The organism is Nocardia sp. NPDC058518, from assembly GCF_042719655.1.
GTDB lineage: Bacteria > Actinomycetota > Actinomycetes > Mycobacteriales > Mycobacteriaceae > Nocardia.
Genome location: NZ_JBHXNJ010000014.1, coordinates 172,757 through 196,104, shown reverse-complemented (window position 1 = coordinate 196,104; position 23,348 = coordinate 172,757). Strand labels below are relative to the sequence as shown.

At 69.0% G+C, this 23,348-nt stretch carries 18 protein-coding genes; 12 read left to right on the top strand and 6 right to left on the bottom strand.

The window, feature by feature from the left end:
* Nucleotides 1–33: 33 nt before the first annotated feature.
* Both ACFWPX_RS23490 and ACFWPX_RS23485 read right to left on the bottom strand, forming a co-directional pair.
* A complete protein-coding gene (locus tag ACFWPX_RS23490) occupies nucleotides 34–3,915 on the bottom strand; it encodes a WD40 repeat domain-containing protein (RefSeq protein ID WP_378929093.1) in 3,882 nt (1,293 codons plus the stop codon).
* Between the two features lie 85 nt (nucleotides 3,916–4,000).
* The gene (locus tag ACFWPX_RS23485) at nucleotides 4,001–4,630 is read right to left on the bottom strand and encodes an MspA family porin (RefSeq protein ID WP_378929092.1); all 630 of its coding nucleotides are present in this window, start codon (nucleotides 4,628–4,630) and stop codon (nucleotides 4,001–4,003) included.
* A 730-nt stretch (nucleotides 4,631–5,360) separates the two neighbouring features.
* Here ACFWPX_RS23485 and ACFWPX_RS23480 point away from each other — a divergent pair.
* Both ACFWPX_RS23480 and ACFWPX_RS23475 read left to right on the top strand, forming a co-directional pair.
* Nucleotides 5,361–6,701, top strand: a complete 1,341-nt coding sequence (locus tag ACFWPX_RS23480; RefSeq protein WP_378929111.1) for a PspC domain-containing protein — start codon at nucleotides 5,361–5,363, stop codon at nucleotides 6,699–6,701.
* A gap of 110 nt (nucleotides 6,702–6,811) precedes the next feature.
* On the top strand, nucleotides 6,812–7,447 hold the full coding sequence (locus tag ACFWPX_RS23475; RefSeq protein ID WP_378929110.1) for a response regulator: 636 nt from the start codon (nucleotides 6,812–6,814) through the stop codon (nucleotides 7,445–7,447).
* Here ACFWPX_RS23475 and ACFWPX_RS23470 read toward each other — a convergent pair whose 3' ends face one another.
* Nucleotides 7,448–8,578: a serine/threonine-protein kinase gene (locus ACFWPX_RS23470; RefSeq protein WP_378921945.1), complete on the bottom strand. Its 1,131-nt coding sequence runs from the start codon at nucleotides 8,576–8,578 to the stop codon at nucleotides 7,448–7,450.
* Between the two features lie 175 nt (nucleotides 8,579–8,753).
* Between ACFWPX_RS23470 and ACFWPX_RS23465 the strand changes: the two genes are divergently transcribed.
* Nucleotides 8,754–10,151 (top strand): lipase family protein, encoded by a 1,398-nt coding sequence (locus ACFWPX_RS23465; protein WP_378929091.1) that lies wholly within the window; start codon nucleotides 8,754–8,756, stop codon nucleotides 10,149–10,151.
* Between the two features lie 37 nt (nucleotides 10,152–10,188).
* Here the strand turns inward: ACFWPX_RS23465 and ACFWPX_RS23460 are convergent, their stop codons facing one another.
* A complete protein-coding gene (locus tag ACFWPX_RS23460; protein ID WP_378921949.1) occupies nucleotides 10,189–10,809 on the bottom strand; it encodes a TetR/AcrR family transcriptional regulator in 621 nt (206 codons plus the stop codon).
* Between the two features lie 203 nt (nucleotides 10,810–11,012).
* Here ACFWPX_RS23460 and ACFWPX_RS23455 point away from each other — a divergent pair, with 203 nt between their 5' ends.
* The 4 genes from ACFWPX_RS23455 to ACFWPX_RS23440 all read left to right on the top strand — a co-directional run bounded on the left by ACFWPX_RS23455 (nucleotide 11,013) and on the right by ACFWPX_RS23440 (nucleotide 14,984).
* Entirely contained in the window at nucleotides 11,013–11,753 is a 741-nt protein-coding gene (locus ACFWPX_RS23455; protein ID WP_378929090.1) for a hypothetical protein, read from the top strand.
* Complete coding sequence (locus tag ACFWPX_RS23450) at nucleotides 11,750–13,363, top strand: DNA polymerase Y family protein (RefSeq protein WP_378929089.1); 1,614 nt, start codon at nucleotides 11,750–11,752, stop codon at nucleotides 13,361–13,363. The genes ACFWPX_RS23455 and ACFWPX_RS23450 overlap by 4 nt, the downstream gene beginning before the upstream one ends.
* A 117-nt stretch (nucleotides 13,364–13,480) precedes the next feature.
* Nucleotides 13,481–14,407 carry a sucrase ferredoxin gene (locus tag ACFWPX_RS23445; protein WP_378929109.1) on the top strand — a complete coding sequence of 309 codons (927 nt, stop codon included), beginning with the start codon at nucleotides 13,481–13,483 and terminating at the stop codon, nucleotides 14,405–14,407.
* A gap of 127 nt (nucleotides 14,408–14,534) precedes the next feature.
* Nucleotides 14,535–14,984, top strand: coding sequence for a GNAT family N-acetyltransferase (locus ACFWPX_RS23440; RefSeq protein WP_378929088.1), 450 nt, complete (start codon nucleotides 14,535–14,537; stop codon nucleotides 14,982–14,984).
* Nucleotides 14,985–15,053: 69 nt separating this feature from the next.
* Here the strand turns inward: ACFWPX_RS23440 and ACFWPX_RS23435 are convergent, their stop codons facing one another.
* On the bottom strand, nucleotides 15,054–16,004 hold the full coding sequence (locus tag ACFWPX_RS23435; RefSeq protein WP_378929087.1) for an SDR family NAD(P)-dependent oxidoreductase: 951 nt from the start codon (nucleotides 16,002–16,004) through the stop codon (nucleotides 15,054–15,056).
* A 133-nt stretch (nucleotides 16,005–16,137) separates the two neighbouring features.
* Between ACFWPX_RS23435 and ACFWPX_RS23430 the strand changes: the two genes are divergently transcribed.
* The 4 genes from ACFWPX_RS23430 to ACFWPX_RS23415 are packed head-to-tail and all read left to right on the top strand — an operon-like array spanning nucleotide 16,138 to nucleotide 22,386.
* Entirely contained in the window at nucleotides 16,138–16,593 is a 456-nt protein-coding gene (locus tag ACFWPX_RS23430) for a hypothetical protein (protein ID WP_378929086.1), read from the top strand.
* A gap of 58 nt (nucleotides 16,594–16,651) precedes the next feature.
* Entirely contained in the window at nucleotides 16,652–20,233 is a 3,582-nt protein-coding gene (locus ACFWPX_RS23425) for an error-prone DNA polymerase (RefSeq protein WP_378929085.1), read from the top strand.
* 51 nt (nucleotides 20,234–20,284) lie between these two features.
* On the top strand, nucleotides 20,285–21,325 hold the full coding sequence (locus ACFWPX_RS23420) for a M48 family metallopeptidase (RefSeq protein WP_378929084.1): 1,041 nt from the start codon (nucleotides 20,285–20,287) through the stop codon (nucleotides 21,323–21,325).
* A gap of 53 nt (nucleotides 21,326–21,378) precedes the next feature.
* Nucleotides 21,379–22,386, top strand: coding sequence for a DUF4349 domain-containing protein (locus ACFWPX_RS23415; protein WP_378929083.1), 1,008 nt, complete (start codon nucleotides 21,379–21,381; stop codon nucleotides 22,384–22,386).
* 32 nt (nucleotides 22,387–22,418) lie between these two features.
* Here the strand turns inward: ACFWPX_RS23415 and ACFWPX_RS23410 are convergent, their stop codons facing one another.
* Nucleotides 22,419–22,901, bottom strand: a complete 483-nt coding sequence (locus ACFWPX_RS23410; RefSeq protein ID WP_378929082.1) for a tRNA (cytidine(34)-2'-O)-methyltransferase — start codon at nucleotides 22,899–22,901, stop codon at nucleotides 22,419–22,421.
* A 46-nt stretch (nucleotides 22,902–22,947) separates the two neighbouring features.
* On the opposite strand from ACFWPX_RS23410, the gene ACFWPX_RS23405 reads away from it, so the two are divergent.
* Complete coding sequence (locus ACFWPX_RS23405; RefSeq protein ID WP_235569656.1) at nucleotides 22,948–23,274, top strand: DUF3017 domain-containing protein; 327 nt, start codon at nucleotides 22,948–22,950, stop codon at nucleotides 23,272–23,274.
* Nucleotides 23,275–23,348: the final 74 nt, after the last annotated feature.

Here is a 23,348-nt window from a genome sequence, read left to right as displayed (position 1 = left end):
CACATCGGGGGTAACCCTGAGAATTTCCCGGGTTCAGGGGCAGGGGGAGCGGTAGGGGACGTTCGCGACGTAGCTGCGCCAGACCGCTTCGGTGAGTTCGCCGGTGGCCGCGCAGATTCGTGCGGCCACAGCCTCCGCGTCGAGGTCCCACACCTCGAGCAGACCGGTTTCGGCGATGATCACGAGTTGTTCGCCGCGTGGGTGCATGGTCGCCCACCGATACTGTCCATCGATGAGACCGATCGGGCCGCTGTGTTTGCGTGGTGCGTGTGGATCGTCGAGGTTCCACAGGTCGGTCGTGCCGTCGTCGCTCGATATCGCCAGCTTCGAGCTGTCGGCTGCGGCGGACACCTGGCTGAATTGACTCCCCTCGGTGGGAGTGTCGGTGGTCAGCGGCGTGAACGTGTCGGGGGCGTCGACATCCGAGAGCCCGAACTTGCCGGACTCGAGGACAGCGATGGTCCGATTGTCAGGCAGGAACTGCGACGGCTGATAGAACTGGCGCAGGTCGGTTTCGTTCTCGGTGACCAAGCGGGGGTGCATCGGATCGTCCAGATTCCAGATTTGGCGAATGGCGTCCTGTCGTGGGCTGCTTTCGTTGCCGGCGAAGACAACCGGGTCGACGAGTATTACTTCGACGCGGGTTCCGTCGGGGCTGGAGTCGCTGAAGAAGACCGTTCCGGCCGTTGCGGTGATCGGTGGGCCGAGGGGCGCCGGTGCGGCCCGGTCGCTGACGTCCCACATCTGTACTGAGTTCTCGAAGGTCAGCAGCATCCGATCGCCCTTCACCGTTGATCGGTCGGCGCCCTCGGTCGGCCAGTCGGGCAGTGGTCGCGGGTGGCGCGGGTCGTCGAGGTCGAAGACGATTCGCCGACCGCCGTCCGAGTCGTGCATGGATAGGGTGCGCCCGTCCGGACTCAGCGTGACATTCGACTGCTCTGGCGACCCAGGGATGGTGGACAACCGGACAGGGCGACGCGCGTCGGTGGTGTCCCAGACCGTCACGTCGTCGGCCCAGGACCGCATTGCCATCCGATCGCCGGTTCGGTCGAACACCGGAGTAGGGGGTGTTCCGGGAATCTTGTCGATCGCCGAGGGCGGCAGCGTCCACGTTTTCAGCATCCCGTCGTTTCCGGCTCCGAGGAGTATCGGTTCGCCCGGGAGGAAAACCATCGACCTCGGTCCGCCGCTACAGGCGGAGGCTGGTGCCAGCGGACAGGCGACGGGACGCACCGAGAGGTCGGGCCCGACCTGAACGGGCTGCGTCGGGTCCGCGATGTTCCACAGCCGCCCGTGCTTGTCGGAGCCGGCGGCGAGCAGGTTCCCGTCCTCGTGGAACACGATCGAGCCCAGCACATCGTTGTCGACTCGGATCGGTGCGCCGTAGGTGCGTGGGTGATGTGGGTCGGTGATTTCCCATAACTCGACTCGGCTCGACGATGCGGTGTTGCGGCTCTTCGATCCGTAGGTCCCCACGGCCAGGCGGGTGCCGTCCGGACTGAGGGCAAAGTCTTGGAGATGGTCGCCGCTCACCGTGGAGATCGGTGGCGCGGCGGGGCGCGCGGTCGCGGGCCCGCGGATATCCCACAGCTGCACGGTGTCAGCAATCGCGGCGTCGACCGTGATGGCGCCGACGGCGAGGACAGTGCTGTCCGGGCTGAATACGGCCCTGACGATGAGCACAGGGGCATCGGGGGCGTGAATGTCGCCACCGTGCAGCGATCGCGTGACCGTGCGCGATGGGCGTGACCGATCACGGATGTCCCAGAGGGCAAGCGTCGACGGAGCGACCACGGCGAGCCGCGTTCCACTCGGATCGACAGCGATCGCGTCGACCCGGTCGATGGTCTCGAGCGTGTGGATCAGTCGGGGGGACTCGGGGCGAGCGAGATCCCACAGCTGGATACCGGCGGGTCCGATGGTGACCGCATCGGTGCTGCCCGGGATGAAGACGAGTTCGTCGAGCTTCGTCCCGAACTCGGTGACGAGGCGTTGCGGCCGGGTGGGATCGTGAATATTCCAGAAGGCTGTGTCGCGGTCGTAGTCGATCGAGACGAGTAGTTTGTCGGCCGGCCGGAGGGCCAACTTTTTCACGCCACGATTGTGAGCGGGTACAGCGGCGACAAGCGGCGAGTCTTGGCTGTTCAACAGCTGGGTACGGGTCGATACGTCGGGACGAATTCGATAGGCGGCCAGCAGAAACTGCGTCGACAACGACGGGTCGCTGACTCTGGTTCGTTGGGAGGCGGCCACGAGTTCGGCGTAGTCGCGATCCAGTGCGCGCTGATCGGCGAGCCTGCCGCGGTCGACGGCGATCACACCGGTGGCAAGCAGCGCGAGCACCACCACGATCGCCCCGATCCGACGGCGCCCACCGATCCGGACGGCCCGCCGTGAGGCCGCTAAGAAGGTACGCACCCGCGGACTGATCGGGGCACCTCCGGTGTGCTCGCTCGCGCTGTCGAGCCGGGTGCCGCGATACAGCAGCGCCGAATCATGGCCCGCCGCTGCCCATTCGGCCGCATCGTGCTCGAGCCGCTGCCGGACCAGGTGGCCGACCCGGTCGGTGTCGATCCAGCCGCGCAGCCGGGGCCATGCGGTCAGCACGATTTCATGGGAGAACTGCACCGAGCCCGCGTCGAGGGCGATCAGCCTGCTGGCCGCGAGCACTTCCAGTGCTTCCGCCGTGGCGTCGGGATCACCGCTGCGGCCCAGCAATTCGGCGCGGTCGACGGTTCGTCTGGTGTCGCGCGCGTCCTGCCCGACCGTGACGAGCGAGCCGAGCAACTCCTGCGCGGCGTTCTGCTGCGCCGTAGTGAGCTCGCTCCAGGCGAGTTCGGCGGTCTCGGCGACCGACCCGGCCACCCCGCCGGTCTTGCGGTAACCGGCGACGGTGAGTTTGCGGCCTTCGCGTTGCTGCCAGGTCGCGGCCATCACGTGTGACAGCAGCGGCAGCGCGCCGGGGTCGTAGCCATCGGTGCTGAGGTGCCCGCCGAGCCCACGTAGTTCGGTGAGTACCAGCTCTTCCAGACCTGGTTCGAGGGTGAGGCCGGCGGCGGCCGCTGGTCCGGTGATCGCGTGCGACACCTCGTCCATGGACATCGCGCCGAGGAGATAGTTGTTGCGCTGCAAGCCGTTCCGCAATACCGGATAGTGCAGGCATTGTTCGTAGAAATCGGCACGCAGCGCCAGCACGACCGTCAGTGCATCGGGCAGGGCGGCCAGCGCCGCCAGGAATGCCACCCGTTCGGCCTCGTCCTGGCACAGGGTGAACAGTTCCTCGAACTGGTCGACGATCAGGACCCGCAGGTCGTCGGTCAGCGTCGCGGCGAGTCCGGCGGTCGGCGTCGCGCCCGGTGTCATGGTGGCGGCGGGCAGGTCGATCGCCGGTCGCAGGCCCGCCGCCAGCAGCGAGGACTTGCCCGCGCCCGACGCGCCGATCAGTACGACGATGCCGGTGGTGGCGCGGACCAGTTCGACGAATTCGGCGGTGGCCTGCTCGCGTCCGAAGAACATGGTGTGCTCCTCGGGTAGATAGGCCCGCAGGCCGGGGTAGGGGCAGGTCTCGCCGTCGCCCGCGGCCGCGGTCCAGGTGACCGACTCCTGCCACAGCCGTCGCCATTCGTGCGGGTCGGCCAGTGTGCGCGGCAGGTCGCGCTGGGACTTCTCGGTCATCTCGACGAGCGTGAGAACCACCGGCAGCAGCGATTCGAAGCGAGCGGGCACATTGCGCCCGGCCTTCCAATCACTGATCCGCTGCGGTGACGGTGTGCCCGCCTGGGCGCCGCGCATCCGCCGTTCGGTGGCCGTGGCGACCCGGCGCAAGGTCGGGTTGCCCGCTGCGGCATAGAGTTCGGCGAACCGCTGGGCGAAATGCGCTCGCGGCGAACAACTCTGCGTATCACTGGTGGTCAATGAACCCCCCGTTCGATGAAAACGACCGAGGGTCATGGTATTCGGCTCGACCGGGACCCGGCGAGTTGCCGGGTCCCGGGTCGGCTCACAGGAACATGGTGTCGCCGAAGATCGAGTTGGTGGCGCTCACCTGTCCGGTGCTCGCGGTGACCGTCGCCCACGAATAGACATTGAGCGGCCCACCGCAGTTGCCCACCATCAGATGGAAGTCACGGTTCACCAGATAGGTGGTGCCCGCACCGAGGGCCATCGATCCCACATCGATCTTCTTGATCTCGCCCGGCGCGAGCGACAGGCTCAGATCGATACCGGCCGAGATCGACGGACCGATGTCGGCCGACGCGTCGGGACCGGACGAGCCGAATCCGACGGTTGCCCCCGCGTCCACCGAGATGCCGCCGTCGAGCCCGACCGACAGGGTCAGGTCCACCGCGCAGGCGACGAGATAGCCGGAGGTGATCTCACCGGTCGCGCCGGGCGGTGCGGTGACGTAGGCGGTGTTGTCGAGAAACACCTCGCGATTGGTCGGCATCGCGTTGAGCGGGGGGACCAGCCGGTAGGACTCCTCGGTATGGCCGAGGGTGAGTTCGAAGCCGGCGGGTCCGTGATAGGTCTTCTCGTGCGGTGCCATCGGCGTCGCCGAAGCGATCGGTGTCATCCCGATGGTGCTCAGTCCGATAGTGGCGGCACCCAGCACGGTGGTGATGATGTTCACTCAGTTCCTCCCCTGAAGCGGCGGCCGCAATTCCGGCCTGCCATCAACGTAGGAAAGCCTCTGCGGCCGGGCTTTCGGAGCGACCTTGCATCGGCTTAAAGGGCCTGTTGAGGACCCTTTCGCCAGGTTTCCGGTCCGGCGTCCGGCATCGCCGTTCCCGTCTGTCACCGGATCCGACATACACCCAGGTAGAGCATTGTTTTTGTCCGGACCGGACAGGTCCCTGCCCAGGTCAGCGTCGGATCGCCGACATCGGGGACGAGATCAGGGACTTTCCTGATGTCGGCACCCCGTCCCGCGTGCCACTATCGAGAGCATGGATCCGTCTGTTCCCGCTCGCGACGCCACCCAGGGGTACCCCCACGGGTACGGCAATGTCCCAGGGAACAACGCCAACCGAGATCCGGCCGGCCCGAGCGCCGCCCCCGCCTACCGGCCTGTGGCCGGCGCGGGCGGCAACGGAGCGGCGGCAGGTCGTGCGCCGATGGGTGCGCAAGGGTTTCGACCGGGTGATCCCGCAGGGCCCGCCGAGGGGCCGGGGGCTGCGGCGAATCCGCGGTTCGGTGGGCATCGGCTGCGCGGTCCGCACCGTTTCGTAGAGCGCGCGTTCGGGGGTGAGCCGGTGGTTTATGGGCCGCCGCAGCAATACGTCCCGCCGCCGCAGTACCGGACCGCGCCGGGTTACACGCCGTATCCGCAGGGCTATGGCGTGCCTCGCGGCTATCGGCCCATGCTGCCCGTTCCCGGTCCTGAGCCGATGGGCGCGCCGGTGCCCGAGACCCCGCGTCTGGTCCGTCGCAGCGGTGGACGGGTGGTCGGGGGTGTCGCGGGTGGTCTGGCCGACCATCTCGGCGTCGATGTGATCAAGGTGCGGCTGGCGTTCGTGCTGCTGTCCGCGCTGGTCGGTGCGGGGCTGGTGGCGTACGGGCTGCTGTGGATCTTCACTCCTGGTGGCGCGGACGCCGTGAAACCGACCGGTGACGAGCGCAGGCAGGCGATCGGACTCGCCCTGCTCGGACTCGGGCTCGCGGTGACGGTGGGGTGGCTGTTCCAGGGGACCGCGGCGAAGGTGATCGCGCCGATCGTGGTGGTCGCGGTCGGCGCTGCGCTGGTGTGGCGCGAATACGATGTCGCGGCACCGGGACCGCGAGCCCTGTTCGGGTTGCCCGCGCGACCCTCGGTGGTCACCTGGTCGCGCATCGTGGCCGGGGCGACGCTGATCGTGGTCGGCCTCGGTGTGGTGGTGCTGGCCAGGATCGATCTCAGTTCGCTCGGGTCGGCGCTGATCGCGGTGGCGGTCACCCTGGTCGGCGCGGGTCTGCTCACGGTGCCGCTGTGGTTGCGCATGGTCCGCGCGCTCAATGCCGAGCGCGGCGCCCGCATCCGCAATGAGGAACGTGAGGAAATCGCCTCCCATCTGCACGATTCGGTGCTGCAAACGCTCGCGCTGATCCAGCGTCAGGCCGAAGACCCCCAGGAGGTGCTTCGCCTGGCCCGCAGCCAGGAGCGCGAACTGCGTAAGTGGCTCTTCGACGACACCGCACCCGCCCAGTCCAGCCTGGCCACCGCGCTGCGCACCATCGCGGGCGAGGTGGAGGACCAGCACGGCGTGAAGGTCACCCCGGTCACCGTCGGCGATGTCGCGATGGACCCCGGCGACACCGGCGCCGGCCTGCCCAAGGAACATTTCACCGCCCTGCTCGGCGCCACCCGTGAGGCACTTGTCAACGCCGCCAAACACGCCGACGTCCCCGAGATCGACCTGTTCGCCGAGACCGAACCCCACCAGGTGAGCATCTTCGTGCGCGACCGCGGCGCCGGTTTCGACGTGTCGGCGGTGCCTTCAGACCGGCGCGGGGTGGCCAAGTCGATCTGCGCCAGGATCGAGCGCCGCGGCGGCACCGCCGAGATCGACTCGACCCTCGGGCGCGGCACCGAGGTGCGGATCGTCATGCCGCGCACCGACTCCGGGACCTCCGAGCCGGACGAGGTCGCGGGCGACGACGAGCCTGCCACCGCACCGCGCCCCGATGACCGCGAGTCGGCGCGGGACCTTCCCACCGATCGCTGAGCGCGCGATCGCACCGAACCGGAGTCGATTTCGGCGCCCGGACACCGCGGTGTGGTACCGATGACAGCAGGTCGATCGAGACGGTTCGAATGAGGAGTCTTGTAGTGAGTGTGCGGGTGTTCTTGGTCGACGATCACGCGGTCTTCCGCTCGGGGGTGCGAGCCGAGCTGAGCCGGGAGACCGATATGGAGGTCGTCGGCGAGGCCGGGGCGGTGGCCGAGGCGGTCGCGGGGATCGATGCCGCGAAGCCGGACGTGGTGCTGCTGGATGTGCACATGCCCGATGGCGGTGGGGTGGCGGTGCTGAGCGGGATCGCCGCGGGGCCGGTGTGTTTGGCGCTGAGCGTGTCCGACGCGGCCGAGGATGTGATCGCGGTGATCCGGGCGGGGGCGCGCGGATATGTCACCAAGACGATTTCCGGTGCCGAGCTGGCCGACGGTATCCGCCGGGTCGCGGGTGGGGACGCGGTGTTCAGCCCGCGGCTGGCCGGGTTCGTGCTCGACTCGTTCACCGGGCGCTCACCGGTTCCCGAGCCGCCACTCGATCCCGAATTGGACTCGCTCACCCCGCGTGAGCTGGAGGTGCTGCGCTTGCTGGCGCGTGGTTACACCTATCGGGAGATCGCCGAATCCTTGTTCATCTCGGTGAAGACCGTCGAGACGCACGCGTCGAATGTGCTCCGGAAAACCCAGCAGTCCAATCGCAATGCGCTGACCCGCTGGGCACACCGTCGACGGATCGAATGATCACATCGCGGCGATGATGATCGCGATCAGGATGATCAGGCCGATCAGGACGCCGGCGCCGATGGCGAGGGGGGCGCCGTTAGGGAGGTTGTCGATGAAGCCGCCGCTGCGCTGCTGGGGTGCGGCGGTAGCGGCGAGCGGTGCGCGGTGCGGGCGCGGGAGGGGCGAGGAGTTGGGGCTACGCAGGCCGCTGGCGGAGTTGCGGGTGGACCAGGCGGGAATGGTGCCGTCCTCGGTGCGCAGCGGCACACCGAGGATGTAGGCGCCGGTGCCGGGGCCGAAGGCGGCGGTGAGGATTTCGTCGCGGGCCTCGGCCATGGTCGGGCGACGCTGGGGCGCGGGCTCGAGCATGTGCAGGATCGGCTGGGTGAGGATGCCGCTGCGGGTGGGCGGGATGATCCGGCCCATCGCGGCCGCGGCGACGACGTCGTGCTCGTCGGAGTCGAAACCGAACGGCGGCTGACCTTCGAGTGCGGTGTAGAGGGTGGCGCCGAGGGAGAACACGTCGCTGGCCTCGGTGGGCCGGGCGCCGCGCGCGACCTCGGGCGGGAGGTAGGCGGGGGTGCCGGTGATCACACCGTCGGGTTCGTCACCCTGGGTGTCGCCCGCGCCGCGCGAGATGCCGAAGTCGCTGAGTTTGGCCAGGCCCACACTGTTGCCGCGGTCGGCGACGAGGATGTTGCCCGGCTTGATATCGCGGTGCACGATGCCCGCGGCGTGGGCGGCGGCGAGCGCGTCGGCCACCTGCGCGCCGATCTGGGCGACCTCGACCGCGGGCAGCGTGTCGACCAGCGCGAGCGCCTTGGCCACGCTGCGCGAGGGTAAGTACTCCATGACGAGCCACGGCTCGCCCGCCTCGATCACCACGTCGTGCACGGCGACGGCGTGGATGTGCGAGAGCTTGGCGGCCACCCGGCCCTCGTGCACGATGCTGCTGCGGATTCGCTCGGCCTCGGCCGCGCTCAGTCCCGCGGTGGACAGCACCTGCTTGATCGCGACTTCCCGGTTCAGCAACCGATCGGTCGCGAGCCAGACCGCACCCATGCCACCCCCGCCCAGCTTGGACTGCAGGCGGTAGCGGCCCGCGACCAGGTAGTCGGGGCCGATATGGGGACGAGCACGTTCGGTCACGGGTGCGAGGGTAGCCGAATATGGCGCTGACTGGCCGGGATCCCGAGTCTGGCGGTTCAGTGGCATTAATATTTCGATCGGTCGAAATCTTGATTCCGTGAGCCCGGTCACGTAGCGTCCGAACAGCGGTGCGCGCCCGCCTGATGACAACGCTGTCGGATCGAGAGTTGAATTGATGAGATTTCCCAGACGGACAGGCCGCGTCGGACGGCGAATTCGCTGGTCGGCACTACTGGTCAGCGCGCTGATCGCGGTCGGATCGATCACGGCGGCGGGGCACGGCGCCGCCGAGGTGGTCGACGACTTCTACACGCCACCAGCGGGTTTCGAGTCGAGCGCGCCGGGTGCGATCCTGGCGAGCCGACCTGTCACCACGAAGATGCTGCTGCAATTCCCCGTCAACGCGCAGGCCTGGCAGTTGCTGTACCGCACCACCGATGGGGAAGGGCGTCCCTATGCCGCGGTCACCACGGTGCTGATTCCGCGGGGGCCCGCCGTGCCGCGACCGTTGCTGTCGTTGCAGATGGCCTATGACGCGGTTCAGCGCGAGTGCATGCCGTCGCACACCCTGACGCACGGCGATCTCGCAGGCATGCTCAACGGGCAGAAATCGGGCTGGTCGACCGTTCCCGCTGAGATGACCCGGGTCGCGGCCGGTTTGGCGAAGGGCTGGGCGGTGGCGGTCCCCGATCCGGGCGGGGTCGACGACCGCTTCCTGACCCCGAACCTGATGGGCTACACCACTCTCGACGGCATCCGCGCCGCGCGGAACTTCGCACCGCTCGGCCTGGCCGCGGACACCAGGGTCGCGGCGTGGGGCTACTCCGGTGGTGGGGTCGCCACCAGCTGGGCCGCGCAGGTGCAGCCGCGATACGCGCCGGAGCTGAACATGGTCGGCTTCGCGATCGGCGCGCCCGTACAGGATCTCGGTGCGGCCATACGTACCGCCGACGGTCGCTACACCGTCGGTCTCGCACCGCTCGGTCTCGCCTCGATCAGCAAGGATTCGCCGGAGTTCGCCGCGCGACTCGACTCCTACCTGACCCCGGCGGGCCGGACCGCGGTGGCCGGGGCGGGGGTGGAATGCACCGCGACCATCGTGTCGGCGCACCGTTTCAAACGGGTGAGCGAGTGGGTGAACGCGCCGATCGAGGAGATCCTGGCCGACCCCGTTCTCGCCGGCGAGGTCGACGCGCGCAAGCGGGGCGCGGAAACCCCGAGGGCGCCACTGTATGTGGTCAACGGAGTCAACGACGAGGTGAGCTGGATCGGCGGCACCGACGACCTGGTCGCTCGCTACTGCGCCGACGGCGCGTCGATCACGTACCTGCGCGACGCGACACCCGACAGCGTCATCGGCGCGCACGGCATGGTCGCGCTCACCGCGTCGAGCGGTGCGATGGCTTGGGTAGCAAGGGCATTGGAAGGCGAGGGTCCGGTCCAAGGCCCCGGCTGCACGACGACCACCGTTGCCACGACCGCGAACGACCCGGCCAACGCCACCGCAATGCCGGAGTTCGCCAACGCCGTGCTGGCGGCGCTGGTCGGGCAGGCGCTGGGCGCCCAGCGCTGAGTGCACTCGTGGGCGGGACGTGCTGGGGGCGTCCCGCCTACGGGCGTGGTTCGCGCTGCGCGGCGAGATAGCCGTTGACCATGGTGGTCAACGCGTCGAGCCGCAATTGTTCGAACTGTGGCTCGGGGAACGGGCCCGCGTTGATCGCGTCGCCGTCGAGACAGAACAGCACCATCGAGCCCAGTGCGAACGCCTGCTCCTGCGAAAGTCCTTCCAGAACAGGATTCTTCACACCATCGGCCAGCATGGCGGCGCCGTAGTCGTAGCGGACGACCGCGAGTTTCTCCCGCAGCGCCACGTCGGTGCGTGCGGCGACGATCAGTTCGCGCCACACCGCGTTGATCGGATCGCGAGCCACGTCACGCCACACGGTGAGCAACGCCCGGACATCGGAGCGATCGGGCAACTCGACCATCTTCGCGACGAACTGTTCGCGTTGGCGCACACCGACTTCCGCCGCCGCCGCGGCAACCAGGTCGAACAACGTGCTGAACCGGCCGAACAGCCCCCCATGCGAAACCCCCGCGCGGCGGCAGATCTCTTTGACGCTGACCTGCGCATACCCCTTCTCGACAATGGTGTCGATGGTCGCGTCGATCAGCGCACGACTGGTCTCGGCGCGCCGCTGTGCCTGTGTCCGCCGGATTTCGGCCACCACGCTCCCTTTGATATCGACCAGTCAGTCGAAAAATACCGTATCAGCCCGGTTCGAAATCCCCGGTGGACACGGGGAGGGGGTGGGTGTCACGCTGGTCGCTATCGAACGTATATTCGAATACGATCGATAGCTGAAACGGTGCTGCTGTTTCGGCGCGGGGCGGTTTTCCGCTCGCGGGTCCATCGTGGAGGTAGGTGGTGTTGATGGGTTCGGAAGCGTTGTCGCCCGATCGGGGCATGCTCGACGAGCTGCGCAGGCGGATGGCCGCAGTGCCGGGGCGTGGTGAGTCCGCGACCGGGCATATACCGCGTGAGCAGCCATTGTGCCGCGATCTGTTGCCGGTGCCGCCGCCGCTGGCCGACCTGCTGCCCGAGGGCGGGCTGCCCAAAGGCGCGGTGGTCGCCTACACCGGCGCGCACTCCCTGCTGACCGGGCTGCTCGCCGCGGTCACCGGAAACGGCGGTCACGCGGCGGTGGTCGGCCTGCCCCGGCTCGGTTTGCTGGCCGCCGCGGAGATGGGCGCCCAGTTGTCCCACCTGGCGGTGATCGCCGACCCCGGCCCCGACCCCGCCGAGGTGGCCGCGGTCCTGCTCGACGGCCTCGACCTGGTGGTCCTCGGACTCGGCGGCCTCGTCGTCCCACCCGCCCGCTGTCGCGTCCTCGCCGCCCGCGCCCGCAACCGTGGCGCCACCCTGGTCGTCGCGGGCGAATGGGCCAACCCGACTCTGCGCCTGGACTCCCGCGTCACCGGCTACCGCGGCCTCGGCTCCGGTCGCGGCCGCCTGCGCTCGGTCTGCCTCGACGTGCGCGTCAGCGCCAAGGCGGGCCAGACCCGCCACGGCCACATGGACCTGTGCGCCCAGGCCGGGCGCACGGAATGGTTGCCTCGCGAAACCGTCAGCTGCGCAACCGAAGTCACCGCATTACGCGAGGCGGTCTCATGACCGCCGGTTCGTTGTCCGGTGATGGGCGCGGTGTCGTTGTGTCGCGCGCTGATCGGGTGCTGGCGGTGTGGTGTCCGGACTGGCCCGCGGTCGCGGCAGCCGCTGTGGCCGGGGTCGGGGCGGATCGGCCTCTCGCGGTGTTGCGGGGGAGTTCGGTGGTCGCGTGCTCGGCGATCGCGCGGGCCGACGGGGTGCGGCGGGGGATGCGGCGGCGGGATGCGCAGGGGTGCTGTCCGGAACTCGTTGTCGTGCAGGATGACCCGGATCGGGATGCGCGATTGTTCGAGCCGGTGGTCGGTGCTGTCGATGCGACGGTGCCGGGCGTGGAGGTGTTGCGGCCGGGGCTCATCGTGCTCGGGGCACGCGGGGCCGCACGGTATTTCGGTTCGGAGGAGGCCGCGGTGGTGCGGTTGATCGACGCGGTCGCCGCGGCGGGAGCCGAGGCACAGGTCGGGATCGCCGATGCCATGTCGACGGCCGTGATCGCGGCCAGGCGCGGGGCGATCGTGGTGCCGGGGGAGGGCGCGCGGTACCTCGCTGCGCTCCCGGTCTCTGAGCTCGCGGTGGAACCGAGTCTGGCCGCGCCCGAGCGTAAAGACCTGGTAGACCTGTTGCGCCGCCTGGGTTTACGCCGCATCGGCGATTTCGCGCGCCTGTCTCCCGCCGAGGTGGCCTCCCGGTTCGGCGCCGACGCCGTGCTCGCCCATCGCACCGCCCGCGCCCTGCCCGAACGCCCACCGTCGGCGCGCCGCCCCGCCCCGGAACTGACCGTCGAGCTGGCCTGCGATCCACCCATCGACCGGGTCGACGCGGCCGCGTTCGCGGGCAGGCAACTGTCCACCCGGCTGCACGCGGTGCTGTCGGCGGCGGGCGTGGCTTGTACCCGGCTCGCCGTGACCGCGCGCACCGAGACGGGCGAGGAGCTGACCAGGATCTGGCGCTGCGCCCGCCCGCTCACCCCCGCCGACACCGCCGACCGCGTCCGCTGGCAACTCGACGGCTGGCTCACCCACCGCGCCCGCCCCACCGGCCCGATCGTGGCGCTCACGCTGGAACCGGTGGAGGTGGTCGCCGCCGGTGCCCTGCAATTGGGTCTGTGGGGTGGCGAGGGTGAGGAAACCGAGCGCGCCCGCCGCGCCCTGGTCCGCGTGCAGGGACTGCTCGGCGGTGAAGCGGTCCGCATCGGTGTGCTCAGCGGCGGCCGCGGCCCCGCCGAACGCATCACCATGATCGCCCTCGGCGACGAACTGACCCCCGCCGCCGACCCCGCCCAGCCATGGCCGGGCCGACTCCCCGAACCCGCCCCCACCCTGCTCCTGCTGCACCGCCCGATCGTGCACCTGAGCACCGCCGACGGTAGCCCCGTCCTGGTCACCGACCGCGGCCTGTTCACCGCCACCCCCACCAGCCTGCGCTGGGGCAGCAAGCAGTGGGCGCTGCTGGGCTGGGCGGGCCCATGGCCGATCACCGAACGATGGTGGTCCACCGCCGAACCCACCTCCCTGGCCGTGCGCGTCCAAGTCCAGCTCGACGCCGACCCCACCGAGATCCGCGCCGTCCTCCTCGTCTACGACGCGGCGCAATGGCACGCCGAGGGCGTTTACGAGTAGTCCGCCGAACCGCTGTCCCCTCCGCTCGTAGCTCGGTTCTAGAGTGAAACGACGCCTGTCCGGGATAGTCCCGGCAGGCTCGGTCGCGGGAGGAGCGCTGTGAACCCATTCGAGGGCATGTTGTGTACGGCGGCCGCTGCCGACATTCCGCTTCTCGGTACCGCGGGGCACTTCACCGGGTGGCTGTGTATCGAGCATCCCGGTGCGTGGGGCGGTGATGTGATCGGTGACGAGGTGCTCGGCCCGGAGATCACCGCCGAACTGGCGGCGCGTACGTCAGCGGCGCAGGTTCGGCCGACGCTGATCCGCCGCCCCGGCCGCAACGAGTTCACCGGTACCCGCACTGTGCTGCTGGTCAGTTCGCGGCCGGCGGGTTCCTGGTGTGAGCGGTTCGAGATCACCGACTTGCGCCAGCTCTTCGACATAGACCTGCATCTCGTCGACGGACCGCCCCCGGGAATCGGTGTGCGTGTGGATGATCCGGTGGTCCTGGTCTGCGCCCACGGCAAACGCGATCAGTGCTGTGCCCTGCTCGGTCGCCCGATCGCCGCCGCTTTGGCCGCCGATTACCCCGGCCGGGTCTGGGAGGCCTCGCACACCGGCGGTCACCGCTTCGCCCCCGCGGTCGTCCTGCTTCCCTCCGGCCTCACCTACGGCCGCGTCGACGCCCCCGCCGCCAAGGCGATGCTCGAAGCGGCCGACGTCGGCGAGGTCTCCCTGACCGGTCTCCGCGGCCGCGGCTGCTACCCCCCGATCTCCCAGCTCGCCGAAGTAGCCGTGCGCGAACAGTTCCCGGCCAATGCCACCGACCTCACCGTCCACCCCGACCCGGCTCCCACCAATGACCCGACCATGGCGGGCGCCGCCATCGTCACCCACCGCGACGGTCGCCGCTGGCGCGTCACCGCCCGCACCGTCGCCGCCGCCCCCCGCCAGGCCAGCTGCGGCGCCGCCCCCAAACCGGCCACCTACCTGGAACCCGCTGCCGTAGAACAACTCTCCGGGTCATCCGCCACCCAGCCCGAACCGTCCGCCGACCGCTGACGGTCGCGGGGACGATCAGGTCGGGGTCACCAGTGCACGCCGGATGGCCGGCAACGTCGGTGGACTATCGGAACTACGGCGGATTGGCTCTCCCGCGCGATCACCCGGCGGCCCTAACGTCGACTCCATGATCGACATCCGGGAAATCGGCAAGGACGACACCGAGCTGGCGGGCCCGGCTCTACTGGAGCTTCGCCCACAGTGGGAGACGGCAACCCGGCTGGCCGAGTTCATCGACACCGAGCTGCGCCCCGCGGGCTATCGGTTGGTCGGTAGCTTCGAACCAGGTTCTCCGGCAGCGCTTTCGGTGGCAGGCTTCCGCGAATCCCACTCCACCGCCTGGGGCCACCATCTCTACATCGACGATGTGTCCACCCTCCCCGCGGTGCGCGGTCGAGGCCACGCCGACCACCTGCTGGACTGGCTCACCGCCGAGGCCCGGCGCCTGGACTGCGCGGCGATCCACCTGGACTCCGGCGTCGGCACAACCCGAGCCGCCGCCCACCGCCTCTATATGCGCCACCGCCTGACCATCACCGCCCACCACTTCACCCTCGATCTCGATCCCGCGAACTAGCGCCGCCGAGCACAACGTCCTTGTCGCCGGTCGTGGGGATCGTCTGGTGGCGGCCGACGCTACGCCGGGCTACCAGTGCGTGCCGGGTACCCAGCGGGCCGCGCGGCGCAGGGCGGTGCCGGTGGCTTTCCGGGCGGCGGAACGGGGTTTCGGATCCGATCGGGGAGTCGGGGCGGCGGTGTCTTCGGTCGACTCGCCCTTGGCCGCAGGGGAATCCGGGAGCGCGCGGTAGTAGCGGTGCAGGATGCGGTCGCGGAGTTTGGGGGTGAGAATGCCGCCGTATTCGGCGAAGGTGCCGATGGGGACGTCGATGCGTTTGGGGCGTTCGGCGAGGGCGCGCACGATCGTGCCCGCGGCCCACTCGGGGGATTCGGAGGGGCCCTGTTCGCCGCTGGGGGCGATCATCGGCGTGCGCACCAGCGGCATATGGATGGTGGTGAAAGTGACGCCGTCGGCGAGGGTTTCGACCGCGGCCACCTCGGTGAACTTGTCCAGGGCCGCCTTGCTGGCGAGGTAGGCGGCGAAGCGGGGGGTGGCCACCTGCACGCCGGCGCTGGAGATGTTGACGATGTGGCCGAAGCCGCGTTCGCGCATCTGTGGCAGCAGCGCGAGGGTCATTCGCAGGGCGCCGAAGTAGTTGACCGCCATGGTGCGTTCGAAGTCGTGCAGGCGGTCGGTGGAGCGGTGGATGGCGCGGCGGATGGAACGGCCCGCGTTGTTGACCAGCATGTCGACGTGGCCGTGCTGGTCGAGAATGGCCTTGACGGCCGAATCCACGGATTCGGAATCGGTGACATCGCACGGGTAGCCGTAGGCCTGCCCGCCCGCGTCGACGATCTCGGTGACCACCGCGGCGAGTTCGTCGGCGCGGCGCGCGAGGAGGAACACGACACCGCCCTTGTCGGCGACCGAGAGTGCGGCGGCCCGCCCGATCCCGGAGGACGCCCCGGTGATCACGATGTGCCTGCCGGTGAGATCGCGCCGCTTGCGGCCCTGTTCACCTGGAGAAACCTGTGACATCACTGCTCCTTTGCAGCTCGTTACCTCCGAACTTACTCCGAAGTAAGTTCGGAGGCCAGGCCCTTCGAGAAACTCGAAAATATGTTCGAATGCCTCTCGCTAATATTCGAACGTATGTGCGATACTGATGCACATGGCGGACGATCGGATGGCGGACATCTATGCCGCGGTGCGGCTCGGCGGTGGCGACCCTGATGCGGCGCGCGCGGCGCTGACCAGGCTGTGGAGCGAAATAGGGGAAGGCGGCGACCCGTTGCATCGCTGCGTGGTGGCACATCACCTGGCGGATGTGCAGGAGTTGCCGGAGGGCGCGTTGCTGTGGGATCAGCGGGCGCTGGCCGCGGTGTTCGGGCCGGGCATCCCGCTCGACGAGGGGCTGCGCGGGTTCCTGCCCTCGCTGTATCTGAACCTGGCCGACAGTCATCGCCGCGTCGGTGACTTCGAGATGGCGCGGATGCAATTGGCCATCGCGCGCGGGCACCTGGACGTGCTCGCCAACGATGCCTACGGCGCGGTGATCCGCACGGGTCTGGGCCATGTGGAGGCCGCGCTGGAATCACGGTCGATGGAGCGCTTGCCCGCGAATTGAGTTGTCCGGCACCAGGAAAGGGATTCGGTGATGAGGGGGTCGTGAGAGGAGCGGGTGCATGGGCTGGAGCAACGGTCCGCCGACCTGGTCGGAGCTGGAACGGGTACTCTCGGGCAAACCGAGCGGCAGGCCCGCGGAAGACATGCACCCGGGCGACGGCGGCGACAGTCCGGCCTGGTCGCGCAAGCGGGGCGAGTACCACGCCGCCGAACTCGACCGGCCGACCGGCCCGACGGTGCCCTACGCGGAGCTGCACGCGCACTCCGCCTACAGCTTCCTCGACGGCGCGAGTCAGCCGGAGGAGCTGGTGGAGGAGGCGGTGCGGCTCGGTCTGGAAGCGCTCGCGCTCACCGACCACAACGGGTTCTACGGGACCGTCCGGTTCGCCGAGGCGGCCAGGGAATGGGGAATGCCAACGGTTTTCGGTGCCGAACTGTCACTGGGAACCGATGCGGAGGCGGCGCCGGGCCGAGGGGATGCGGTCCGGCGCCGTTCTGTACCTCGGGGCGGGTTGCGGGCTTCCGCCGACGCGGTGGTCGAGCGAGGGCACGCGGACGCACCGGACTCGCTGCCGCGCACCGGATCTCCCGATCCGCTCGGTCCACATCTCCTGGTTCTCGCCAGGGGGCAGGAGGGTTACCGGCGGCTGTCCCGGGAGATGACGACGGCGCACATGGCCGCGGGGGAGAAGGGTGTGCTGCGCTACGACCTCGACACGCTCGCGGCGGCGGCGGGCGGGCACTGGCACATTCTCACCGGCTGCCGAAAAGGTCACCTGCGCACCGCGCTCGAACAGGATCTGCGCGGTGGCGATATCCGGCTGCCGAAAGCTGAAGCGGCACTGCGGGATCTGATCGAACGATTCGGCGCCGACCGGGTGAGCGTGGAGCTCACCCACCACGGCATCGCCACCGATGACGAGCGCAACGCGCTGCTGATCGCGCTGGCCGACCGGCTCGATGTTCCCGTACTCGCCACCACCGGTGCGCATTTCGCGTCCCCGGCGCAGCGTCGCCGGGCGATGGCGCTGGCCGCGATCCGGGCCAGGAGCAGTCTCGACGAGATGGCGGGCTGGCTGGCCCCCACCGGCGGTGCGCACCTGCGTTCGGGCGTGGAGATGGCGCACCTGTTCGCCGACTATCCGCACGCGGTGGCGAACGCGGCGGTGCTGGCTCGCGCATGCGCGTTCGACCTGGGGTTGATCGCCCCGGAGCTGCCCCCGTTCGAGGTGCCCGCCGGCCACGACGAGAACTCCTGGCTGCGCCACCTCGCCTATGCGGGCGCGGCGCGGCGCTACGGGCCGGCGGAACTGAATACCAAGGCGTACAAGCAGATCGACCACGAACTGGCGGTGATCGCGGACCTGAACTTTCCCGGCTATTTCCTGGTGGTGCACGACATCGTCCAGTTCTGCAAGGACAGCGACATCCTGTGCCAGGGCCGGGGTTCGGCCGCCAACTCCGCGGTCTGCTACGCCATCGGCATCACCAATGTCGACCCCGTCGGCAACCAGCTGCTCTTCGAGCGATTCCTCTCGCCCGAGCGCGACGGGCCGCCCGATATCGATGTCGATATCGAATCCGACCGCCGAGAGGAGGCCATCCAGCACGTGTACGCCAAGTACGGTCGCGACTACGCCGCGCAGGTGGCGAACGTGATCACCTACCGAGGTAAGTCCTCGGTGCGCGATGCCGCACGCGCACTGGGCTTTTCGCCGGGACAGCAGGACGCGTGGAGTAAGCAGGTGAGCCGCTGGTCCGGGGTGGCCGCAGAGACGGGCACCGATATCCCGGACGCGGTGCTCGAGCTCGCGGGCGAACTGGACGGCCTGCCACGGCATCTGGGCATTCACTCCGGCGGCATGGTGATCTGCGATCGGCCGATCGCCGACGTGTGCCCGGTGGAGTGGGCGCGGATGGCCGGGCGCAGTGTGCTGCAGTGGGACAAAGACGATTGCGCCGCGGTCGGTTTGGTGAAGTTCGATCTGCTCGGCCTCGGCATGCTCTCGGCGCTGCACTACATGATCGACCTGGTGCGCGAGCACAAGGGCGAGACAGTGGAACTACACGCGCTCGACCTCACCGAAGCGGGCGTCTACGAGATGCTGCAGCGCGCGGACTCGATCGGGGTGTTCCAGGTGGAGTCACGCGCGCAGATGGCGACGCTGCCCCGGCTCAAGCCGCGTAATTTCTACGACCTGGTCGTCGAGGTGGCGCTGATCCGGCCTGGACCGATTCAGGGTGGCTCGGTGCACCCCTATATCCGCAGGCGTAACGGCAAGGAACCGGTGGTGTTCGACCATCCCTCGCTGGAGCGCTCGCTCGCTCGCACGCTCGGGATCCCGCTGTTCCAGGAACAGCTGATGCAGATGGCGGTCGATGTCGCCGGTTTCAGTGCGGCCGAGGCGGACCAGTTGCGGCGTGCGATGGGGTCGAAGCGGTCGCCCGAGAAGATGGCGATGTTGAAGGCCAGGCTCTACCAGGGGATGCGTGAGCTGCACGGCATCACCGACGAGGTCGCCGACCGCATCTACGAGAAGCTCTACGCCTTCGCCAATTTCGGTTTCCCCGAAAGTCACTCGCAGAGCTTCGCCTCGATCGTGTTCTATTCGTCGTGGTTCAAGCTGCACCATCCGGCCGCGTTCTGCGCCGGGTTGTTGCGCGCGCAGCCGATGGGCTTCTACTCGCCGCAGTCGCTGGTCGCCGACGCCCGCCGCCACGGGGTGCGCGTGCACGGCCCCGATATCAACGCCAGCCGCGCCGAACCCACCCTCGAGAACATGGGCACCGAGATCCGGCTCGGCCTGTCGGGCATGCGCCACATCGGCACCGACCTCGCCGACCGCATCGTCGCCACCCGCGCCGAACACGGCCCCTTCACCTCGATGCTCGACCTCACCGGCCGTGTGGAACTCACTGTCACTCAATCGGAATCGCTCGCGACCGCAGGGGCACTGGACGTTCTGGTCGACACCGAACCGCGCCATGGCGACACCGCGAATGGTCGCGTCGCACCGCCGAACGGGCTTATCATGGGCGACGGTCGCGGTGTGGTCGCGGCTGTTCAGGACCGAGATGCTGTGCCGGATTATCGGCTTGTGCAACGGGATTCGCGCGGTAGCAGCGTGCGCAGGGCGGCGTTGTGGGCAGCGGGTGCGGCGGCCGTGGAGCGTCCCGATCGCCTACCCGGCACAGGTCCCGCCACCGTCGCCCCCTCCCTGCCCGGCATGAGCGCACTCGAACTCGCCGCCGCCGACGTCTGGGCCACCGGCATCTCGCCCGATACCTACCCCACCGAATTCCTTCGGGCCCACCTGAATTCGCTCGGCGTCGTCCCCGCCTGCGACCTACTGCTCGTCGAAGACGGCGCCCGAATCCTGGTGGCAGGTGCCGTCACCCACCGCCAGCGCCCCGCCACCGCCGCGGGCGTCACTTTCCTCAACCTCGAAGACGAGACCGGCATGGTCAACGTCGTCTGCTCGGTCGGCCTGTGGACCCGCTACCGCCGCCTCGCCCAGAGCGCCACCGCCCTGCTCATTCGCGGCCGCATCCAAAACGCCGAGGGCGCGGCCAGTGTCGTCGCCGACCACCTCGAACATCTCGACCTGCGTATCGTCGCCCGATCCCGCGACTTCCGCTGATCTCGCGGTAACCCGGTACCCGTTGGGTATCTTGGGAATTGGGGGTACATCATGAACGCGCACGTACGGCAGGAGTCGGAATCCGCGGGGCCGGTGCTGGTCGCACGACGGACCACGTTCTTCGCGCTGATCGGGGATCTGATTGTCTCGCTGCCGTCGATCGTGCTCAGCGGATGGCTCATCTGGGGATTGTCGGCGCTGGTCGGGGACTGGCTCGTGGTCGTCGCCGCGCTGGTGTGGCCGGTATCGGGCGCGTGCGTTCTGCTCGTCGGTGTCCTGGTCGCCGGTGCGACAGCACAGGCGAACCGGTCCGCGTCGCCTGAGCACGCGGAAGTGGACGACGCGTGGGCGGCGGTCGCCGTCGTTGCCCGGATCGACGGTTCTCGCTATACGCCATGGGTTTACGACCTCGTAACGGTGAACGGAGAGGCCTACGGATACGCGGCTCTGGGCCGACACGTCGTCGTGACCCGGCATGCCGTCGACGTGCTCACGCGAGGGGAACTGCAGGCGGTACTCGCGCACGAGTTGGGCCATCACTTGCTGGGACAAATGTGGTTACGGTGGCTGATCAAGTGGTATCGAGGTCCTGCCGACCTGCTCTTCGAGCTCGCTGTGGGAGTTGTGTCCAAGGTCGCGTTGTTGCTGCAAATCGGGCCTCGGTGGATCGCCCACCGACTGTATCGGGGGCCTCGGCCGGTCATCCTCCTCGGCATGCTGGTGGTCGCCATCGTGCCGACCGCAGCCGTCCTCGGCTCGGGTTGGGCGCTTCTCGCCGTGTCGGCCCGGTTTCTCGGGCTGCCGACCGCACTGGTCGTGGTGGTGGTCCTCGTCACGCAGCCCTTCGCGCGAGCCAGGCTGTCCCAGTGGCGGGAGTACGGTGCCGACCGAGTAGCAGTGGAACTCGGCTACGGCCAGGATCTTCGCGCTGTACTACGACGGCAGCAGGCGGACTGGGACGCTACCCCTGTCGAGAATCGCCTGCTGGCTCCCTTACTTCATACCCACCCGTCGCCCGACAGCCGCCGCCGCGCGGTCGAAGCGCTCGAACTTCAACGGCACAGGGCAACGGCCGACGATCAGCCGTCATGACCAGGTCGCGCGAGCGCGCCCGCTCCGGCTCTCCCACGCATTACGCTGCGAACATGCGCAAGCTTGCCGTGGTGATGATCGCGTTGCTCGGACTCCTGTTCCTGGCCGGGTGCGGCGATGACGACAGCGAGGACCATGCCGGTCGGGCGTCGGCGCCCACCGTCCTGGAAGGGCCCGCACCCGCTGTGACGCCCGGGTTCCGGGAGGGTGCCCCGCAGAAGGACAGTCCGGCGCCGACGGATCAGTCGAACCGGAAAGAGGTGATCACCGGGTCGGTGGATGTCACCTCGGCTGATCCGATCGCCGCCGCCGCCACCGTCACCGAGCAGGTCCGTGCCGTCGACGGCCGGATCGACAGCCGCACCGAACAGCCCGGCACCGATAAGCGCGCCGCTCGCGCCGTGCTCAGTGTGCGGGTGCCCGCCGACAAGACCGACGCCTTCATCACCGGCCTCGGCGGGGTCGGCACGGTCACCCGGGTCAGCACCAATCGCGACGATGTCACCATGCAGTGGCAGGATCTCGACGCCCGCATCCGCGCCCTGCAAGCCTCCGTCGACCGGCTCAAAGCGCTGATCACGGGTGCCACCAACACCGCCGACCTGATCGCCGCGGAGGAGGCGCTGTCGAGCAGGCAGGGCGAGCTCGACAGCCTCACCGCGCAGAAACGCAGCCTCGACGATCAGGTCGCGTTGTCGACGCTGACCATCACCCTCACCGCCGATGACAAGAACGCGCCAGGCGACCCGGACAACTTCTGGGACGGCGTCGTCTCGGGCTGGCATTCGCTGATCGACTGGTTGCAGGACGCGATCGTCTTCGTCGGCAAGGCCGTGCCGTGGCTGGGCTTCCTCGCCGTGATCGGCGGATTGCTGTATGCCGCACTGCGATTGCTGCGCAGGCGTCGCACCGGAGCCCCCGCCACCACACCGGCAACCACGGTCCGAGCGGCCACCGCACCCGAGACCACCACTCCCACAACCGCCACCGAACCGCCGGCGCCCGGGAAGGAGACCCCCGGTGCCCACCGTGCGGGCGACGATCAAACCGAACGGCCGTAAAGGCCCGCTGGTCGAATTCGATATCGATTGAGTCAGACCGCGCCAGGAAAGCCCAGCTGCCGCCATGCCTCGTACACCGAAACCGCCGCCGCGTTCGACAGATTCATCGACCGGCGCCCCGGCAGCATCGGAATGCGCACCTGATCGGTGACCTGCGGATCGGCCAGCACTTCCTTGGGCAGCCCGGTCGGCTCGGTGCCGAACAGCAGCGCGTCGTTGTCTCGATAGGCGATATCGGTGAAACGGGTGGTGGCCTGGGTGGTGAAGGCGAAGACCCGGCCGGGCCGGATCGCCGCGAACGCGGTCGCCAGGTCGGGATGCACGGTCACCACCGCGAGGTCGTGATAGTCCAGGCCGGCCCGGCGCAGCTTGGATTCCGAGAGGTCGAAACCGAGCGGCTCGATGAGGTGTAGCGCGCAGCCGGTCCCCGCGGCCAACCGGATCGCATTGCCGGTATTGGGCGGAATCACGGGCTCGTGAAAGATCAGGTGCAGCACAGCCGACCACTCTGTCATGCGGCGCCCTGCCCGCGCGCAGGTGGTATCTGGAACAATCGCCGGTGTGAACGAGGCGGAGACGACCGGCAAGCACCGGGTCGCGCGATTGAGCGCGGGGGAGCAGTACCTGCGCAGTCATCTGCCGATGACCGTGGTGACCGCGCTGATCGTGATCGCGGTCGGCTTCGTGGCGTGGGATCGGTGGCGCCGTGGCGCGCTGATCTTCGGCAGCGCCGCGCTGGTGGCCGCCGCGTTCCGGCTGTGCCTGCCGACCGTGCAGGTGGGGTTGCTCGCCGTGCGCAGCCGCCCGTTCGACGTGGCCGCGCTGACCGCACTCGGCAGCGCCATCGTTTTCCTCGCGGCCACCATCAATACTCTCGGCGTCAGCTGAAACAGAACCGGGGGGGGGGGGGGGGCGGGGGCGGGGGGGGGGGCGGTTGGTGGGGGTGGGGGTGTGGGACGCGA

Excerpts from the sequence above, each read along its gene's own strand:
- ACFWPX_RS23480 (WP_378929111.1), top strand. The coding sequence starts at position 5,361 with ATGCTGCCCGTTCCCGGTCCTGAGCCGATGGGCGCGCCGGTGCCCGAG.
- ACFWPX_RS23465 (WP_378929091.1), top strand. The coding sequence starts at position 8,754 with ATGAGATTTCCCAGACGGACAGGCCGCGTCGGACGGCGAATTCGCTGG.
- ACFWPX_RS23455 (WP_378929090.1), top strand. The coding sequence starts at position 11,013 with ATGGGTTCGGAAGCGTTGTCGCCCGATCGGGGCATGCTCGACGAGCTG.
- ACFWPX_RS23450 (WP_378929089.1), top strand. The coding sequence starts at position 11,750 with ATGACCGCCGGTTCGTTGTCCGGTGATGGGCGCGGTGTCGTTGTGTCG.
- ACFWPX_RS23445 (WP_378929109.1), top strand. The coding sequence starts at position 13,481 with ATGTTGTGTACGGCGGCCGCTGCCGACATTCCGCTTCTCGGTACCGCG.
- ACFWPX_RS23440 (WP_378929088.1), top strand. The coding sequence starts at position 14,535 with ATGATCGACATCCGGGAAATCGGCAAGGACGACACCGAGCTGGCGGGC.
- ACFWPX_RS23435 (WP_378929087.1), bottom strand. The coding sequence starts at position 16,004 with ATGTCACAGGTTTCTCCAGGTGAACAGGGCCGCAAGCGGCGCGATCTC.
- ACFWPX_RS23430 (WP_378929086.1), top strand. The coding sequence starts at position 16,138 with ATGGCGGACGATCGGATGGCGGACATCTATGCCGCGGTGCGGCTCGGC.
- ACFWPX_RS23425 (WP_378929085.1), top strand. The coding sequence starts at position 16,652 with ATGGGCTGGAGCAACGGTCCGCCGACCTGGTCGGAGCTGGAACGGGTA.
- ACFWPX_RS23420 (WP_378929084.1), top strand. The coding sequence starts at position 20,285 with ATGAACGCGCACGTACGGCAGGAGTCGGAATCCGCGGGGCCGGTGCTG.
- ACFWPX_RS23415 (WP_378929083.1), top strand. The coding sequence starts at position 21,379 with ATGCGCAAGCTTGCCGTGGTGATGATCGCGTTGCTCGGACTCCTGTTC.
- ACFWPX_RS23410 (WP_378929082.1), bottom strand. The coding sequence starts at position 22,901 with ATGACAGAGTGGTCGGCTGTGCTGCACCTGATCTTTCACGAGCCCGTG.